This is a genomic window from Mycoplana sp. ABR4_002, from assembly GCF_056159645.1.
The window spans coordinates 3,861,696-3,877,996 of the sequence record NZ_JBSWVO010000001.1 but is presented as its reverse complement, the minus strand read 5'-3'; the positions used below and the strand labels follow the sequence as shown (position 1 = coordinate 3,877,996).

Annotated in this window: 16 protein-coding genes; 11 read left to right on the top strand and 5 right to left on the bottom strand. The window is 65.4% G+C overall.

The window, feature by feature from the left end; genetic code table 11:
* The first annotated feature begins 170 nt into the window (after nt 1–170).
* The 11 genes from ACXAGF_RS18485 (at nt 171) to ppa (ending at nt 12,534) form a co-directional block, all read left to right on the top strand.
* Nucleotides 171–2,234, top strand: coding sequence for a M3 family metallopeptidase (locus ACXAGF_RS18485; protein WP_475018835.1), 2,064 nt, complete (start codon nt 171–173; stop codon nt 2,232–2,234).
* Between the two features lie 170 nt (nt 2,235–2,404).
* Nucleotides 2,405–3,967, top strand: a complete 1,563-nt coding sequence (locus ACXAGF_RS18480) for an alkaline phosphatase D family protein (RefSeq protein WP_475018834.1) — start codon at nt 2,405–2,407, stop codon at nt 3,965–3,967.
* Nucleotides 3,968–4,112: 145 nt separating this feature from the next.
* Nucleotides 4,113–5,942 carry a translational GTPase TypA gene (gene typA / locus ACXAGF_RS18475; RefSeq protein ID WP_475018833.1) on the top strand — a complete coding sequence of 610 codons (1,830 nt, stop codon included), beginning with the start codon at nt 4,113–4,115 and terminating at the stop codon, nt 5,940–5,942.
* A gap of 221 nt (nt 5,943–6,163) precedes the next feature.
* Nucleotides 6,164–6,670 (top strand): N-acetyltransferase family protein, encoded by a 507-nt coding sequence (locus tag ACXAGF_RS18470; RefSeq protein ID WP_475018832.1) that lies wholly within the window; start codon nt 6,164–6,166, stop codon nt 6,668–6,670.
* A gap of 176 nt (nt 6,671–6,846) precedes the next feature.
* Nucleotides 6,847–7,236 (top strand): c-type cytochrome, encoded by a 390-nt coding sequence (locus ACXAGF_RS18465; RefSeq protein WP_475018831.1) that lies wholly within the window; start codon nt 6,847–6,849, stop codon nt 7,234–7,236.
* A 155-nt stretch (nt 7,237–7,391) separates the two neighbouring features.
* On the top strand, nt 7,392–8,231 hold the full coding sequence (coxB, locus tag ACXAGF_RS18460; protein ID WP_475018830.1) for a cytochrome c oxidase subunit II: 840 nt from the start codon (nt 7,392–7,394) through the stop codon (nt 8,229–8,231).
* A 36-nt stretch (nt 8,232–8,267) separates the two neighbouring features.
* Entirely contained in the window at nt 8,268–10,046 is a 1,779-nt protein-coding gene (ctaD, locus tag ACXAGF_RS18455; protein WP_475018829.1) for a cytochrome c oxidase subunit I, read from the top strand.
* Complete coding sequence (locus ACXAGF_RS18450) at nt 10,043–10,759, top strand: cytochrome c oxidase subunit 3 (RefSeq protein WP_475018828.1); 717 nt, start codon at nt 10,043–10,045, stop codon at nt 10,757–10,759. Before ctaD ends, ACXAGF_RS18450 begins: the two co-directional genes overlap by 4 nt.
* 10 nt (nt 10,760–10,769) lie before the next feature.
* Complete coding sequence (locus tag ACXAGF_RS18445) at nt 10,770–11,492, top strand: heme-copper oxidase subunit III family protein (RefSeq protein WP_475018827.1); 723 nt, start codon at nt 10,770–10,772, stop codon at nt 11,490–11,492.
* Nucleotides 11,493–11,501: 9 nt separating this feature from the next.
* Entirely contained in the window at nt 11,502–11,879 is a 378-nt protein-coding gene (locus ACXAGF_RS18440; RefSeq protein ID WP_475018826.1) for a cytochrome C oxidase subunit IV family protein, read from the top strand.
* A 121-nt stretch (nt 11,880–12,000) separates the two neighbouring features.
* On the top strand, nt 12,001–12,534 hold the full coding sequence (ppa, locus tag ACXAGF_RS18435) for an inorganic diphosphatase (RefSeq protein WP_475018825.1): 534 nt from the start codon (nt 12,001–12,003) through the stop codon (nt 12,532–12,534).
* Between the two features lie 22 nt (nt 12,535–12,556).
* Here the strand turns inward: ppa and ACXAGF_RS18430 are convergent, their stop codons facing one another.
* From ACXAGF_RS18430 to ACXAGF_RS18410, 5 genes are all read right to left on the bottom strand, one after another.
* Nucleotides 12,557–12,853, bottom strand: coding sequence for a DUF167 domain-containing protein (locus ACXAGF_RS18430; protein ID WP_475018824.1), 297 nt, complete (start codon nt 12,851–12,853; stop codon nt 12,557–12,559).
* A 6-nt stretch (nt 12,854–12,859) separates the two neighbouring features.
* Nucleotides 12,860–13,156, bottom strand: coding sequence for a YggT family protein (locus ACXAGF_RS18425; RefSeq protein WP_475018823.1), 297 nt, complete (start codon nt 13,154–13,156; stop codon nt 12,860–12,862).
* Nucleotides 13,157–13,300: 144 nt separating this feature from the next.
* Nucleotides 13,301–14,017 carry a glutamine amidotransferase gene (locus tag ACXAGF_RS18420; protein ID WP_475018822.1) on the bottom strand — a complete coding sequence of 239 codons (717 nt, stop codon included), beginning with the start codon at nt 14,015–14,017 and terminating at the stop codon, nt 13,301–13,303.
* A gap of 129 nt (nt 14,018–14,146) precedes the next feature.
* Entirely contained in the window at nt 14,147–14,617 is a 471-nt protein-coding gene (locus ACXAGF_RS18415) for a tellurite resistance TerB family protein (RefSeq protein ID WP_475018821.1), read from the bottom strand.
* Nucleotides 14,618–14,640: 23 nt separating this feature from the next.
* Entirely contained in the window at nt 14,641–16,296 is a 1,656-nt protein-coding gene (locus ACXAGF_RS18410; RefSeq protein ID WP_475018820.1) for a heme biosynthesis HemY N-terminal domain-containing protein, read from the bottom strand.
* Nucleotides 16,297–16,301 lie beyond the last annotated feature (5 nt).

Here is a 16,301-nt window from a genome sequence, read left to right as displayed (position 1 = left end):
GCAGCACCTTCGTTTTCTCCGAAGTCGCCCGGTTCGTCAAGGAATTTCAGCCTCCGCGGGTGCCGGTCGCAGCGAAAAGAAATCGCATGGGCGCGTACACAAGCCGGTCTTCTCCTCCTATATTCCGGTCGAACAGTTCGCGATTTGGCCGTACGAGGAAAAAATCCAGCATGAGCGAGACGAAGAGTATCAGCCCCGCCCTGATCGAATGGAGCGGGCCCAACGGCCTGCCGCGCTTCGACCTGGTGTCCGACGACAGCTTTGCCGCTGCCTTCGACGCGGCACTGGCCCTGCACGAGACGGAAATCGACGTGATCGCCGGCAACCCGAGCGGCCCCACCTTCGACAACACCGTTGTTGCGCTCGAGCTGGCGGGCGACGAGCTGTCGCGCGTGTCGGCGCTGTTCTGGAGCCGTGCGGGCGCCAACACCAACGATACCATCCAGGCGCTGGAGCGCGCGATCGCGCCCAAGATGGCGCGCCACTACTCGAAGATCGGCAACAACGAAAGGCTGTTTGCGCGCATCGACGCGCTGTGGGAGGGACGCGAGGGGCACGGCCTGACGCTCGAGCAGACCCGGGTGCTGGAGCGCCACTGGAAGGGCTTCGTCAAGTCCGGCGCCCGGCTCGCAAAACCGCAGCAGGACCGGCTTGCCGCGATCAACGAGCGGCTGGCCGCGCTCGGGGCGCAGTTCGGCCAGAATGTGCTGGCGGACGAGAAGGAATGGTCGCTCCTGCTTGCGGACGACGACGCTCTCGAAGGCGTGCCGGACTTCCTCAGGGATGCGATGGCTGCCGCCGCACGCGAGCGCGGCACGGACGGCGGCCACGCGGTAACGCTGTCGCGTTCGATCATCGAGCCGTTTTTGACCTTCTCCCGCCGCCGTGACCTGCGCGAGCAGGCGTTCCGCGCCTGGACCGCACGCGGCCTCGGCGGCGGGACGACGGACAACCGCGAGATCGTGCGCGAGACGCTGGCGCTGCGGGCGGAAAAGGCCGCGCTTCTCGGTTACGAAAATTATGCCGAACTCAAGCTCGACAACACGATGGCCAAGACGCCGGCGGCGGTGAGCGGCCTGCTGATGCAGGTCTGGGACAAGGCGGTCACCCGCGCCGCGGAGGAGGAGCGGGAATTGTCGCGCCTGATCGCGGCGGAAGGGCGCAACCACCCGGTCCTGCCCTGGGACTGGCGCTACTACGCCGAAAAGCTGCGCGCGGAGAAATTCGCCTTCTCGGAGGCGGAGCTGAAGCCCTACCTGCAACTGGAGAACATCATCGACGCCTGCTTCGACGTGGCGCAGCGGCTGTTCGGCATCCGCGCCGTGCCGCTCGAGGGCGTGCCGGTCTACCATCCGGACGTGCGCGTGTTCGAGATCCGCGATGCCAGCGACAGGCTCGTGGCGATGTTTCTCGGCGACTATTTCGCGCGCGCCTCGAAGCGTTCCGGTGCCTGGATGAGCGCCTACCAGAGCCAGCACAAGCTGCCGCTGAAGAACGGCTCGCACGGCGAGATCCCGATCATCTACAATGTCTGCAACTTCGCCAAGCCGGCCGAAGGCCGGCCGGCCTTGCTGTCGCTTGATGACGCGCGTACGCTGTTCCACGAGTTCGGCCACGCGCTGCACGGCATGCTCTCCGACGTGACCTACCCGTCGGTTTCGGGCACCGGCGTAGCGCGGGATTTCGTCGAACTGCCCTCGCAACTCTACGAGCACTGGCTAACCGTGCCCGAGATCCTGCGGACCTATGCCGTGCATTACCAGACCGGCGAACCGATGCCGCAGGCGCTTGTCGACAAGGTGCTGGCGGCGCGCACCTTCAATGCCGGCTTTTCGACGGTGGAGTTCACCGCTTCGGCGCTGGTCGACATGGCGTTCCACACGCAGGGCCCGGTCGAGGACCCGATCGCAATGCAGGACGCGGTGCTGGAGCGGATCGGCATGCCGGTGTCGATCGTCATGCGCCATGCCACACCGCACTTCCAGCACGTGTTCTCCGGCGACGGCTACTCCGCCGGCTACTACTCCTACATGTGGTCGGAAGTTCTGGATGCCGATGCCTTTGCCGCCTTCACCGAGACCGGCGACGCCTTCGACCCCGGCACGGCGGCAAAGCTGAAGGACCATATCTATTCCGTCGGCGGCGCCATCGATCCCGAGGACGCCTACAAGGCCTTCCGCGGCAAGCTGCCGACAATCGACGCCATGCTGGAAAAGAAGGGCCTTGCCGCCTGAGAGGCCGGGGCCGGCAACCGTCCGGCCCCGGCAGTCGGATGCCGCCGTCATCGGGCCGTCACCGAACTGTCTCTGCCACGTCATCGTTCCTTTACCGCGCTGACACGTGATCCCCCGATGGTCGGCGACGCGGATCGGACGGCGATTCGCGATGTTTCGACGGGGGATCCATGGCAATGGCAGCCGATGTCCTGAAACGGCGCTCGTTCCTGCTGACGGCCGGCGCGGCGGGGCTGGCGGCGTCCTCGGCGCTTGCGGTCCCCCACTATGCGCGCCGGCACGGCAGCCCGGTCTTCACCCATGGGGTCCAGTCCGGCGATGTCGACACCGCCTCGGGCGTGATCTGGGCGCGAGCGGACCGGCCGGTCGAGGTTTCCGTCGAGTATTCCACGACCGAGAGCTTCATCAACGCCACACGCGGCCCGCTGCTGAAGGCCGGGCGCCAGAGCGACTTCGCCGCCAAGCACCTGCTGACCGGGTTGCTGCCGGACCAGGACATCTTCTATCGTCTGACGGCCACCGATCCCTATTCCAGCCACCTGGTTTCAGAGCCGGTGGTCGGAAGGTTCCGGACCGCGCCGCTGCGGCGGCGGTCGGTACGCTTCGCCTGGTCGGGCGACACCGCCGGGCAGGGCTGGGGCATCGACGACGTCGGCATGAAGACCTATTCGACCATGCTGCTGCACGAGCCGGACTTCCTGATCCATTCCGGCGACACCATCTACGCCGACGGTCCGATCCCCGACGAGATCAGGCTTCGCGACGGGTCCGTGTGGAAGAACCGCATCGTCACCGATGAAAAACGCCACGTGGCGCGGACGCTGGACGAGTATCGCGGCCAGTGGAAGTACAACATGCTCGATCGGCATGTGCTGGGCTTCAACGCGCAGGTGCCGACCTTCTTCCAGTGGGACGACCACGAGGTGCTGAACAACTGGTCGGCCTCGACCGACCTGCGCGACGACCCGCGCTATCCCGAGAAGGACATCGCCGTCTATGCCGACCGCGCCAGACGCGCCTTCCTGGAAATGACGCCGATCCGCTACATCCCGACCGAGCCGGGCCGGATCTTCCGCAAGATCGGCTACGGCCCGTTGCTCGACGTCTTCTTCGTCGACCTGCGCTCCTATCGCACGGCGAACCGTGGCAGCACTGACAATGGCCTGTTCGGATGGCGCCAGGCAGACTGGCTCAGGCGCGAGCTGCTGGCCTCGCGGGCCACGTGGAAGGTGATCGCCTGCGACATGCCGCTCGGCGTCGTCGTTTGGGACGATTATGGCAGGAAGCTCGGCTATGAGGGCGTTGCCGACGGGCTGAACGGACCTCCGGCGGCACGCGAGCGCGAGATCGCCGAGTTGCTCAGCTTCATGCGCGACAACGCCATCCGCAACGTCGTCTGGCTGACCGCCGACGTTCACTACACCGCCGCCCATCACTACGATCCGGGACGCGCCAGGTTCCAGGAATTCGAGCCGTTCTGGGAGTTCGTCTCCGGTCCGCTGCATTCGGGGACCTACGGGCCGCATCCGCTCGACATGACCTTCGGGCCGGAGGTGCGCTTCATCAAGGCCTCCGGCGGCGGTGCCGACAGCAACCTGCCGCCATCGGCGGGGCTGCAGTTCTTCGGCCTCGTCGACATCGACGGCGCGAGCGAGCAGATGACCGTGCGGCTGATGGACCGCGACGACCGCGAACTCTGGAGCGTTACGATCGATCCGGCGGTGACGGCATGAGCCCGCCTGCCGGCGCCCGCGCCGCCCGGTACAAACAGAGTTTCTGCCTGCCTCTTTCGCGTTTGCGTAAAACCATGTATGGAGCGCGCCAATTGCAGATGGCGCCGCCTGTGCCGTGCGCGCCCCGAACCTCAGAGATCGAAACATGTCCATTCGCAATATCGCGATCATCGCGCACGTCGACCATGGCAAGACCACGCTCGTCGACGAACTCCTGAAGCAGTCCGGCTCGTTCCGCGAGAACCAGCGCGTCGCCGAGCGCGTGATGGACTCCAACGACCTGGAAAAGGAACGCGGCATCACCATCCTCGCCAAGGCCACCTCGGTCGAGTGGAAGGGCCACCGCATCAACATCGTCGACACGCCCGGCCACGCCGACTTCGGCGGCGAAGTCGAACGTATCCTGTCGATGGTGGATGGTGCCATCGTTCTCGTCGATTCCTCGGAAGGACCGATGCCGCAGACGAAGTTCGTTGTCGGCAAGGCGCTGAAGGTTGGCCTGAAGCCGATCGTCGCGATCAACAAGATCGACCGACCGGACGGCCGGCATGAGGAAGTGCTGAACGAGGTGTTCGACCTGTTCGCCAATCTCGACGCCACCGACGAGCAGCTCGACTTCCCGATCCTCTACGGTTCGGGCCGCAATGGCTGGATGAACGTCAATCCCGAAGGTCCGCAGGACGAGGGCATGGCGCCGCTGCTCGATCTCGTGCTGAAGCACGTGCCGGAGCCGACGGTTGCCGATGGTCCGTTCCGCATGATCGGTACGATCCTCGAAGCCAACCCCTTCCTCGGCCGTATCATCACCGGCCGCATCCATTCCGGCTCGATCAAGCCGAACCAGACGGTCAAGGTTCTCGGCCAGGACGGCCAGTTGATCGAAAACGGCCGTATCTCGAAGATCCTCGCTTTCCGTGGCATCGAGCGCCAGCCGATCGAAGAAGCGCAGGCAGGCGACATTGTCGCGATCGCCGGCCTCACCAAGGGCACGGTTGCCGACACGTTCTGCGACCCGGCGGTCACGGAAGCGCTGAAGGCGCAGCCGATCGATCCGCCGACCGTCACCATGTCCTTCATCGTCAACGACAGCCCGCTCGCCGGCACCGAGGGCGACAAGGTCACGAGCCGCGTCATCCGCGACCGCCTGTTCAAGGAAGCCGAAGGCAACGTCGCGCTGAAGATCGAAGAGTCGGGCGACAAGGACTCGTTCTTCGTGTCCGGTCGCGGCGAACTGCAACTCGCCGTCCTGATCGAAACCATGCGTCGCGAGGGCTTCGAGCTCGCCGTGTCGCGCCCGCGCGTCGTCATGCACAAGGACGAGGCGACCGGCCAGATGCTCGAGCCGATCGAGGAGGTGGTCATCGACGTCGACGAGGAGCATTCCGGCGTCGTCGTGCAGAAGATGTCCGAACGCAAGGCCGAGATGGTCGAGCTGCGCCCCTCGGGCGGCAACCGCGTCCGCCTCGTGTTCTTCGCCCCGACCCGCGGCCTGATCGGCTACCAGTCGGAACTCCTGACGGACACCCGCGGCACGGCGATCATGAACCGCCTGTTCCACGACTACCAGCCCTACAAGGGCGAGATCGGTGGCCGCGTCAACGGCGTGCTGCTGGCCAACGAGGCGGGCGAGGCCGTCGCCTATGCGCTGTTCAACCTGGAGGACCGCGGTCCGATGGTGATCGACGCGGGCGAGAAGGTCTACATGGGCATGATCGTCGGCATCCACTCGCGCGACAATGACCTCGAGGTCAACGTGCTCAAGGGCAAGAAGCTCACCAACATCCGCGCGGCCGGCAAGGACGAGGCGGTCCGCCTGACGCCGCCGATCAAGATGACGCTGGAACGGGCGCTGTCGTGGATCCAGGACGACGAACTCGTCGAGGTGACGCCCAAGTCGATCCGCCTCCGCAAGCTCCATCTCGACCCGAACGACCGCAAGCGGTTCGAAAAGCAGCGGGCGGCCGGTGCTGCCTGATTCGCGTCGAAAGTAGGCGCAAACATCACAAAACGTTGAAGGGCCCCGGCAGAAATGTCGGGGCTTTTTCATGTGTGCGCCGGCGCGATACGCCTTGTGGGCAATCTTAAAAAAGCGTTAACCTTGCGGGACGCCGTGAATGAAACTTGCCTGTGGGCAAGGAGAGCCGCGCGGGCGGCTCGGGATTCCGGTGGAGTCAGTGCCGGTTTAGAGTCATTTCGATGAAAACAATATCGATTGATGTGCGGCGCGCCGAGCCGCAGGATGCTCGGGCCATCTCCGAGACCCACCGGGCGTCCTGGCTGCAGGCCTATGGCGGCCTCATTCCGCACACGCCGCTGGTGCAGATGGTCCAGCGCCGCGACGAGACCTGGTGGCGCAAGGCGACGCGCGGTCCGGCAACCTTGCTCGTGCTCGATGTCGCCGGCGTGATCGCCGGCTACGCCACGCTCGGTCTGAACAGGGCGCGGGCGCTGCCCCAGGACGGCGAGATCTACGAGATCTACCTGCGCCCGGAGTACCAGGGGGTCGGGCTCGGACGGCTGCTGTTCGGCGAGGCGCGGCGCCTGCTCAAGTCGCTCGGCTGCAACGGCTTCGTCACATGGTGCCTTGAGGACAGCGAACTGGCGGAGCGTTTCTTCCGCTCGGCCGGCGGGATCGACATCGCCGAGGGCATGGAGGATTTCGGCGGCAAGGAGTTGAAGAAGATCGGCTTCATCTTCCGATAACGGCGCGCTTTTCTCGAACCGGCGCAGATTGACTTCTGGCGCCCCAGGCATACCTTTTCCTGATCGGGGACGCGGCATTCCATTTTGAGGGTGGCGGGTGAACCGATCCGGCGCCGCCGGATCGCTCGACGCTCTTTCGGCCGACGTCACTGACACCTTGTTGGAGAGGGAGTGCCATGCGAATCTGTGAACCATTGATCGGCCTGTGTCTGGGATTGGCGTTCGCCGGCGCCGCCTTTGCCCAGGAGGGCGATGCGGCGGCCGGTGAGACCGTCTTCAAGAAATGCGCCATCTGCCATGTGATCGACAGCGATACGAACAAGGTCGGTCCGTCCCTCCAGGGGGTCTTCGGCCGGACCGCCGGCACGCTCGAGGGGTTCAAGTTTTCGAATGCGATGGTGGAGGCTGGCGCGGCCGGACTGGTGTGGGACGACGCGTCGATGCGCGACTATCTGCATAGCCCGAAGGCCAAGGTTAAGGGCACCAAGATGGTCTTTCCCGGCCTGAAGGACGAGCAGGACATTACCAACCTGCTGGCCTACATGAAGCAGTACTCATCCCAGTGATACACGCCCAGGCGGTGGAGATCTGCGCCCTCTGTCGGGTTGCTGCGCATGTCTTTGCTGTAATTGCTTGTCTTTTTCGTTCGTGAGATAATCCGGCGCGCGACACTACTGATTGCATGTTCAACCCATGGCCGATCACGGCGGGAGGGGCGGAAATGGCAGTCGTGCTGATACTGGTTGCGATCGCGGTGGGCTCGGTCCTGTTCCACGTCTTCAGTCCCTGGTGGTGGACGCCGATCGCCTCGAACTGGAGCTACATCGACCACACGCTCGTGATCACCTTCTGGATCACCGGTGTCGTCTTTGTCGCCGTGGTCCTGTTCATGGCCTATTGCGTCTGGCGGTTCCGCCATGACCCCGGCCGGCGGGCGCACTACGAGCCGGAGAACAGCCGGCTGGAAAGCGGGCTTGCGATCGGTACGGCGATCGGCGTGTTCGCGATGCTGGCGCCGGGCCTGTTCGTCTGGCACCAGTTTGTCACCGTGCCCGACGACGCGACCGAGATAGAGGTCGTCGGCCAGCAATGGCTCTGGAGCTATCGGCTTCCGGGCGCGGACGGCAAGCTCGGGCGGGCGGAGACCCGCGATGTCGCCCCCGACAACACGCTGGGCATCGACACGTCCGATGCCAGCGGGCTCGACGACGTCGTCATCGAGGGCGGGGAGCTCCACATCCCGGTCGGAAAGCCGGTGCGGGTGCTGCTGCGCTCGGTCGACGTGCTGCACGACTTCTACGTGCCGGAATTCCGCGCCAAGATGGACATGATCCCCGGCATGGTCACCTATTTCTGGCTGACGCCGACCCGCACCGGTACCTTCGACATTCTCTGCGCCGAACTTTGCGGCGTCGGACATTCGGTCATGCGCGGGACGGTCGTGGTCGACAGCGAGGAGGACTACCAGGCCTGGCTGGCCGAGCAGCCGACATTCTCGCAATTGCAGGCATCGGTGGGGCAGGCGCCGGCGGAAACGGCGGAGGCGACCGTCGGCAAGTAACACGGCCTCGGAGGAGGCCGACGAGGAGGAGTGACGATGGTAGATGCAAGCCACGGGGCAAGCGACGTTGCCCCGCCCGCGGCCGTAGAGGACGTCGAACTCTACCACCCCCACAGCTGGTGGACGCGCTACGTCTTCAGCCAGGACGCCAAGATCATCGCCATCCAGTACGCCTCGACGGCGCTAGCGATCGGGTTGGTGGCGCTGGTGCTGTCGTGGCTGATGCGCATCCAGCTCGCCTATCCCGGCGCGCTGCCGTTCATCGACACCGACCGCTACTACCAGTACATCACCATGCACGGGATGATCATGGTGATCTACCTGCTCACCGCGCTGTTCCTCGGCGGCTTCGGCAACTACCTGATCCCGCTGATGGTCGGCGCCCGGGACATGGTCTTTCCCTATGCCAACATGCTGAGCTACTGGCTCTATCTCGTGGCCGTGCTGGTGCTCGTCGCCGGCTTCTTCGTGCCGGGCGGACCGACGGGGGCCGGCTGGACGCTCTACCCGCCCCAGGCGATCATGGCCAACACGCCCGGCGGTCAGGACTGGGGCATCCTGCTGATGCTTCTCTCCCTGGTCCTGTTCATCATCGGCTTTACGATGGGCGGGCTCAACTACGTCGTCACCGTGCTGCAAGGGCGCACGCGCGGCATGACGCTGATGCGCATGCCGCTGACGGTCTGGGGCATCTTCACCGCCACCGTGATGGCGCTGCTGGCCTTCCCCGCGCTGTTCGTCGCCTGCGTGATGATGCTGTTCGACCGACTGCTGGGAACGAGCTTCTTCATGCCGGCGATCGTCGAGATGGGCGAGCAGCTCCAGCATGGCGGCGGCAGCCCGATCCTGTTCCAGCACCTGTTCTGGTTCTTCGGGCACCCGGAGGTCTATATCGTCGCGCTTCCCGCCTTCGGCATCGTCTCCGACCTGATCAGCACGCACGCGCGCAAGAACATCTTCGGCTACCGGATGATGGTCTGGGCGATCGTCATCATCGGCGCGCTCTCCTTCGTCGTCTGGGCGCACCACATGTATGTCAGCGGCATGAACCCGTATTTCGGTTTCTTCTTCGCCACCACCACGCTGATCATCGCGGTACCGACCGCGATCAAGGTCTACAACTGGGTGCTGACGCTCTGGCGCGGCAACATTCACCTGACGCTGCCGATGCTGTTCTCGCTGGCCTTCATCGTCACCTTCGTCAATGGCGGCCTGACCGGGCTGTTCCTCGGCAACGTCGTGGTCGACGTGCCGCTGTCGGACACGATGTTCGTCGTCGCGCACTTCCACATGGTCATGGGCGTCGCACCGATCCTCGTGATCTTCGGGGCGATCTACCACTGGTATCCGAAGATCACCGGCCGGATGCTGAACGAGGCGATGGGACAGATCCACTTCTGGGTGACATTCATCGGTGCCTACCTGATCTTCTTTCCGATGCACTATGTCGGCCTCGTCGGCGTCCCGCGGCGCTACTACGAGATCGGCGAGACCAGCTTCGTCCCGCCCTCCGTGCATGACCTGAACGTGTTCATCACGATCATGGCGCTCGTCGTCGGCGCGGCGCAGATGCTGTTCTTGTTCAATCTCGTCTGGAGCCTCCGGCATGGGCGCGAGGCCGGCGGCAATCCGTGGCGGGCCACCACCCTCGAATGGCAGACGCCGCAGACGCCGCCGGCGCACGGCAACTGGGGCAAGGAGCTGCCGGTCGTCTATCGCTGGGCCTATGACTACAGCGTCCCCGGCGCGCCCGAGGACTTCATCCCGCAGAACCAGCCCGGGTCGCCGGGTCCGGCGCGGGAGGTTCGCGCATGAGCGTCGTCCTCCTCTTCCTCGCCGTCCTCGCCGTCATCATCGGCTGGTGGCTGTCCGGGCAGGGACTGATGTCCAAGCCTTGGCTGGAGGTGGGCACGGCGACGGGCGGCCATGGACGCCCCCTGCCGGAGGAGGACAGGACGCCGATCAAGAAGGTCGGCCTCGCCGTCTTTCTCGCCGTGGTCGGCGCGCTGTTCGCCCTGTTCGTCAGCGCCTATCTGATGCGGGTCGAGGCGCGGGACTGGTGGGCGATGCCGGTGCCGAAGCTGCTTTTCCTCAACACGGCCGTGCTCCTCGCCAGTAGCCTGTCGCTGCATTGGGCAAAGGTGGAGGCCGACCGCGGACGGCGGGAGGCGCTGCGCACGGCCTTGCTGGCGGCGCTCGCGACCGCGCTCGCCTTCGTCACCGGGCAGGTGTTCGCCTGGCGGCTCCTGGTGGCGACCGGCTACACGCTGACCGACGATGCGGCCAGCAGCTTCTTCTATCTGATCACCGGCATGCATGGGCTGCACGTTCTCGGCGGCATGGTCGCCCTCGGCCTCACCGTGCGCCTGGCCCGTGAGGAGGGGGCGGTGACCGCAAGGCTGCGCCTCAACGTCGAACTCTGCGCCATCTACTGGCATTTCATGCTGGCCGTCTGGCTCGTGCTGCTTGCCCTCTTCGCCGGCTGGGCAAGCAACGTCTTCGATCTTTGCCGGCAGTTGCTCACCTAGGGGGACCCCGATGGCCGAGACCGTGCAGACGCATTCCCCGCAGTCATCGCCATCGCCGGACGGCATGCGCGGCTTCGTGTCCGACTGGGCCTCCGATCAGCAGGCGTTCAAGCACGTCTCCTGGGGCAAGGCGATGATGTGGATCTTCCTGCTGAGCGACACGTTCATCTTCGGCTGCTTCCTGCTCGCCTACATGACCGCGCGCATGTCCACGGTGGTGCCGTGGCCCAACCCGAGCGAGGTCTTCGCGCTGACGATCGGCGGGCAGGAGATCCCGCTGATCCTGATCGCGATCATGACCTTCGTCCTGATCACCAGCAGCGGCACGATGGCGATGGCGGTCAACTGCGGCTACCGCCGCGATCGCCGCAAGACGGCGCTCCTGCTTCTGCTGACCGCGGTCCTGGGCGCCACCTTCGTCGGGATGCAGGCCTTCGAGTGGAGCAAGCTGATCCACGAGGGGGTCCGGCCCTGGGGCAACCCCTGGGGGGCCGCCCAGTTCGGTGCGTCCTTCTTCATGATCACCGGCTTCCACGGAACCCATGTCACCATCGGCGTCATCTTTCTGCTGATCGTGGCGCGCAAGGTCTGGCGCGGCGACTACGACACCGGCCGGCGCGGCTTTTTCACCAGCCGCAGCGGCCGCTACGAGCTGGTCGAGATCACCGGTCTCTACTGGCACTTCGTCGACCTCGTCTGGGTGTTCATTTTTGCGTTCTTCTATTTGTGGTGAGGCAAGGCCATGGCGCAGGCAAGCGTAGAATCATCCGTCAAAACCTCTGCTCCGGCAGCGGCGCAGGCCGAACATCAACAGCACCCGATCAAGCTCTATCTGCTGGTCTGGGGATTGCTGTTCGTGCTCAGCGTCTGTTCCTACCTCGTCGACTATTACCAGGTGCAGGGTTTGCTGCGCTGGTCGCTGATCCTGATCTTCATGGCGCTGAAGGCCGGGCTGATCGTCGCCGTGTTCATGCACATGATGTGGGAACGACTCGCGCTCGTCTATGCCATCCTGCTGCCACCGGTGGCCGTGCTCGTCTTCGTCGCGCTGATGATCCCGGAGGCGCATTACACCCTCTTGACGCGGCTGACCTTCTTCGGCACCGGCCCCGGCAACTGAGCGCGGCGGCCGGAGGCGGCTGCAACCCGGCGCTGCGCGGCGGCTACCAATGGCTTGTTGCGTTGCAGCGGAATTCGCATTACGAAACCGGCGAATTTCCACGGCACATCAGGGAGCCCCCATGCGCATCGATGCAATCTCCATTGGCGAGAATCCGCCGAACGACGTCAACGTCATCGTCGAGGTTCCCGTCGGCGGTCATCCGATCAAGTACGAGATGGACAAGGCAGCAGGCACGCTCGTCGTCGACCGCTTCCTCTACACGCCGATGACCTATCCGGGGAACTACGGCTTCGTGCCGCATACGCTGTCGGAAGACGGTGACCCGATCGACGTTCTGATCGCCTCGACCCGTCCCCTCGTGCCCGGCTGCGTCATCAACGTCCGCCCGATCGGCGTGCTGATGATGGAAGACAATTCCGGCAAGGACGAAAAGATCATCGCCGTTCCGTCGCCGCACCTGACGCTGCGCTATGAAAAGGTGATGGAGTACACCGATCTGCCGGAGATCACCCTGAAGCAGATCGAGCACTTCTTCGAGCACTACAAGGACCTGGAACCCGGCAAGTGGGTCAAGATCTTCGGCTGGAAGGACGCGGCCGCCGCACGGACGCTGATCGAAGAGGCGGTCGAGCGCGCCAAGGCGACCAAGTAGACTCCGGCCACCGGGCTGGCCGTCAGAGGCCGAGCCTGTTGATGATGTCCTCCGGGTCGCCGTCGATCCGGAGGATTTTCTTTCTCTGCGTGTCGCCAGCGACCAGCGTGACGGCGGACTTCGGCACCGCCGCCGTCTTTGCGATCAGCGCAATCAATGCCTTGTTCGCCAGACCCTTTTCCGGCACCGCGCGGACACGGACCTTCAGGTGACGCAGGCCGTCGGACCCGATCTCGACGCCGTCAATGGCGTCGCGTCTGCCGTTCGGGATCAGGCGCACGGCGAGTCTGAGATGGCCCTCTCGCCGCTGGAACGGCACGTCGCGTCACATGCCGAGGAGCGCCGGCGCCAGAATGCTGCGAATGACCTGCTCGATGAAGAAGAGAATGACCAACACGACGATCGGTGACAGGTCGATGCCGCCGAAGTCCGGCAGGATACGGCGGATCGGCCGATAGAGCGGCTCGGTCAGGTTGTAGAGGGCGCGACCGATCGATGCGATCACCTGGTTGTTGGTGTTGATCACGTTGAAGGCGTAGAGCCAGGAAAATATGGCCGAAGCGATGATGATGAACCACGCAATGCTGATGATGAACAGCAGTGTGTTGATGATCGCGATCATGATTGTTCCGTTGTCTTGAGTTACTCGCGCCCACATGTAGCCATTGACTGGCCTGCCAGCAAGTATCCAGCGTCGATGCAGCCGCATTCATGCTTAATGCGCACGGCCGGATCACCGGCTCGACTGCCCACCCGCTCGCGGCGCTCAGTTTTCGTGGAAGACGCGGTCGAGGAAGCCCGTCATCCACTGGCGCAGCGCGGCATCGTGCACGAGCCTGCCGTCGAGATGGGCGCGGCCGATCTGTGCGCCGGGCAGCTCGAACCGATGTGCCCCGTGTACGACCCAGCGATGCATCATCGCAAGCGTCAGCTCGCCATGGAACTGGATGCCCCAGGCGTTGTCGCCGTAGCGAAAGGCCTGGTTCTCATAGTGCTCGCCGGTGGCCAGCAAGGTGGCGCCCGGCGGCAGGGCGAACCCCTCGCGATGGAACTGGTAGACCATGGATGGCCAGGTCATCAGTTCGCGCCCCTCTTCCGTCGGCCGCAGCGAGTACCAGCCGATTTCGGTCAGGCCGTCGACGTGGGGACCGACTTCGCCGCCGAGATTGCGCACCAGCATCTGCGCGCCGAGGCAGATGCCGAGATAGGGGCGATTTTCCCGCAATGGCACCGACAACCAGTCGATCTCGCGGCGGACGAAGTCGAGATCGTCGTTCGCGCTCATGGGGCCGCCGAAGACGACGGCGCCGGCGTGGCCGTCGAGCGTCTCCGGCAGCGGCTCGTCCATCGCCGGCCGGCGAATGTCGAGGTCATAGCCCATCTGCAGCAGCAGCTGGCCGACGCGGCCGGGACTGGAGCGTTCCTGATGCAGGACAATGAGGATGGGGCGCTTCGGGCCGGGCTTGCGGGGTGTCTGGAGCATGTTCTCGGCTATCCTGACGCCTTGCCTTTCCCGCGGTCCACCAGGTTCCGGCCGCTGCGTCTTGCAATCCAAAATGTCAGAGCCGGTCGCTTCTGTCCACCCGATTGCAGGACGCCGCCGGACGGCCGCTCATTCATCGTCGCCAGCTGGTTCGCGCCGTCCGGCCACTTCCTGGCGCTTCATGATCCGTTCGCGGCCGGAGACGCCGAGCAGGTCGGCGATGCGCCAGATCGCGTGGTCTTCCAGTTCGCTGCGTTCGCCGTCGGCATAGACGATCTCCCAGAGCAGGCCGATGAGATCGACCTTCTGCTCGTCGGACAGCTGCCGTTTCAGTTCCGAGGTGAATTGGAAGAAGTCGATCGCCTCGCTTGCCGATTGTGTCCCGGTCGCGATCAGGGCGTCGAGTTCCGCCTGGTCGAGACCATAGAGCGCGCGAAAGCGCTCGCGCAGGGTCGAGCGCTCCGCGGCAAGGACCTTGCCGTCGGCCTCCATCACCTGGACGCAGAGCGCCATCACGGCCACGCGCGGATCGCCGGCCTCGAAAGTCTGCCGGTCGTTTGGCGACAGGCCGGAAAGAAATCGCTGCAAACGTTCAAACATCGTGCTTCCCGGTCGGCATCGGTTCAGAACAGGCGAAAGCCGCCGTCGTGGCTTCCGGCGCTTTGGGCTTCCTTCTTGACACCCGGATCATCCGGCCGGCCGCCGAAGAACGGCCTGTCTTCATCGTCGACGTCCGTTGCCGTCGGTGCCGGTGCCGGTGCCGGTGGCGGTGGCGGTGCGCTGACCTTGGCCGGACTTTCCGGTACCGGTGCCGTTGCCTTTGCTGCTGAAGGCTGCCTGAGCTCGATCGTCTCGGGCGCGGCGTCCTGCTGTGGCGGCGGTGCGGCCGCGGCCGGCGGACGCGCGTGCGTGATGGCAACCGGAGGCAGGGTGCGGATGGCTTCCTCGGCGCTGTTGGCCGAGCCCTCCTCGACCGGCCCCTGCCATTCGCTGACCGGCGTCTTCCATTCGAACGCGTCGAGCTTGCCGGTCACCGGCGAGACCGGCAGCCATTCCACCGAGGTCACCCCGTCGGCCGTCCAGGCCGGGTCGCGGGCGGCCTTCAGCGCCTGGTTCATCCAGTGGCGGATGCGCCCCTGGTCGCCGGTGTCGGCGTCCTCGATGTCGGCCAGAAGCAGGAACATGCGCTCGCTCGGGGCGAGCCGAGCCGCAGCCTCGGCCTTTCCGCGGGCGAGGCTGAAGTCGCGGGCATCGAGCGCGGCCTGAGCAAGGGCGAACAGCGCCTCGGCATTGTTGGGCCGCAGTGTTTCCAGCTTTTCGGCGCGCTTCAGCCGGTCGAGCGGGGAGTCGCCGGCGCGCGCATGGATGAAGACGCGGGCGACATCCGGATGCGGATTGGCTTTCCACAGGCGCTCGAGGATGGCCGCTGCCTTGCGCAGGTTGCCCTCGCGCAGGTAGGCCTTCGCCGCGATCAGGCCGGCGGGAATGAAGCCGTCCTCGATCTTCAGCGCCGCAAGCGCGTCGTCGCGCGCGCCCTTGGGGTCGGTCTCGCTGTCCAGCTTCGCTTGGGCGCGGGCCGTCAACAGCACGGCCTTGCGGCGGTCTGCCTGCTTGCGCTCGTCGGCCGAGGACGGCCTGCCCTGCTCGAGCAGGCGCAGCGCGTGGTCCCATTCCCCGGTCTGGGCGCGTTCCTCCAGCACCGCGTCGGCTGCCCACGGAAGCTGGGGTGCACTCTCGGCCGCCCGCTCGGCATATTGGCGCGCGGCTTCCGAGGCTCCAAGGCGACGGGCCTCGAGATAGAGTCCGCGCAGACCCAGCGCCCGGGTCTCCGGGTCGTCCGCCATCTGCTCGAACTTGCGGCGGGCCTCGTCGTGCTGGCCCTCGATCAGGGCGGCCTGGGCGTCGAGCAGGTGGACGAGGGGCTCCTGATCCGCGCTGAGCAGTCCCCTGGTGCGCGCCAGCATCCGCCGGGCGCCCGCCGCATCGCCGGCGCCGGCGGCGATCAGCCCGGTCGACAGCGCCTGATAGCCGCGATCGCGCTTGCGGGCCCTGAAATGACGGCGCAGCGCGTGGGGCGAGCCCAGCACGGCATGGACCAGCCACCAAGCAAAGATCACGATCGCCATCGTCGCGACCGCAATCGTGGCGGCGACCATCAAGCTCATTGCGATGCGCTGACCCTGCCAGATGATCGAGAGTTCGCCGGGTCGGTCGGCGAGCCAGGCAAAGCCGACGCCGAGCGCGAGAACGAGGAGGACGAAGAATAACAGTCGCGTCATGTCCG

What these genes read in the sequence shown, in the direction of transcription:
- ACXAGF_RS18485 (WP_475018835.1), top strand. Translation starts at nt 171, where the DNA reads ATGAGCGAGACGAAGAGTATCAGCCCCGCCCTGATCGAATGGAGCGGG.
- ACXAGF_RS18480 (WP_475018834.1), top strand. Translation starts at nt 2,405, where the DNA reads ATGGCAATGGCAGCCGATGTCCTGAAACGGCGCTCGTTCCTGCTGACG.
- typA (WP_475018833.1), top strand. Translation starts at nt 4,113, where the DNA reads ATGTCCATTCGCAATATCGCGATCATCGCGCACGTCGACCATGGCAAG.
- ACXAGF_RS18470 (WP_475018832.1), top strand. Translation starts at nt 6,164, where the DNA reads ATGAAAACAATATCGATTGATGTGCGGCGCGCCGAGCCGCAGGATGCT.
- ACXAGF_RS18465 (WP_475018831.1), top strand. Translation starts at nt 6,847, where the DNA reads ATGCGAATCTGTGAACCATTGATCGGCCTGTGTCTGGGATTGGCGTTC.
- coxB (WP_475018830.1), top strand. Translation starts at nt 7,392, where the DNA reads ATGGCAGTCGTGCTGATACTGGTTGCGATCGCGGTGGGCTCGGTCCTG.
- ctaD (WP_475018829.1), top strand. Translation starts at nt 8,268, where the DNA reads ATGGTAGATGCAAGCCACGGGGCAAGCGACGTTGCCCCGCCCGCGGCC.
- ACXAGF_RS18450 (WP_475018828.1), top strand. Translation starts at nt 10,043, where the DNA reads ATGAGCGTCGTCCTCCTCTTCCTCGCCGTCCTCGCCGTCATCATCGGC.
- ACXAGF_RS18445 (WP_475018827.1), top strand. Translation starts at nt 10,770, where the DNA reads ATGGCCGAGACCGTGCAGACGCATTCCCCGCAGTCATCGCCATCGCCG.
- ACXAGF_RS18440 (WP_475018826.1), top strand. Translation starts at nt 11,502, where the DNA reads ATGGCGCAGGCAAGCGTAGAATCATCCGTCAAAACCTCTGCTCCGGCA.
- ppa (WP_475018825.1), top strand. Translation starts at nt 12,001, where the DNA reads ATGCGCATCGATGCAATCTCCATTGGCGAGAATCCGCCGAACGACGTC.
- ACXAGF_RS18425 (WP_475018823.1), bottom strand. Translation starts at nt 13,156, where the DNA reads ATGATCGCGATCATCAACACACTGCTGTTCATCATCAGCATTGCGTGG.
- ACXAGF_RS18420 (WP_475018822.1), bottom strand. Translation starts at nt 14,017, where the DNA reads ATGCTCCAGACACCCCGCAAGCCCGGCCCGAAGCGCCCCATCCTCATT.
- ACXAGF_RS18415 (WP_475018821.1), bottom strand. Translation starts at nt 14,617, where the DNA reads ATGTTTGAACGTTTGCAGCGATTTCTTTCCGGCCTGTCGCCAAACGAC.
- ACXAGF_RS18410 (WP_475018820.1), bottom strand. Translation starts at nt 16,296, where the DNA reads ATGACGCGACTGTTATTCTTCGTCCTCCTCGTTCTCGCGCTCGGCGTC.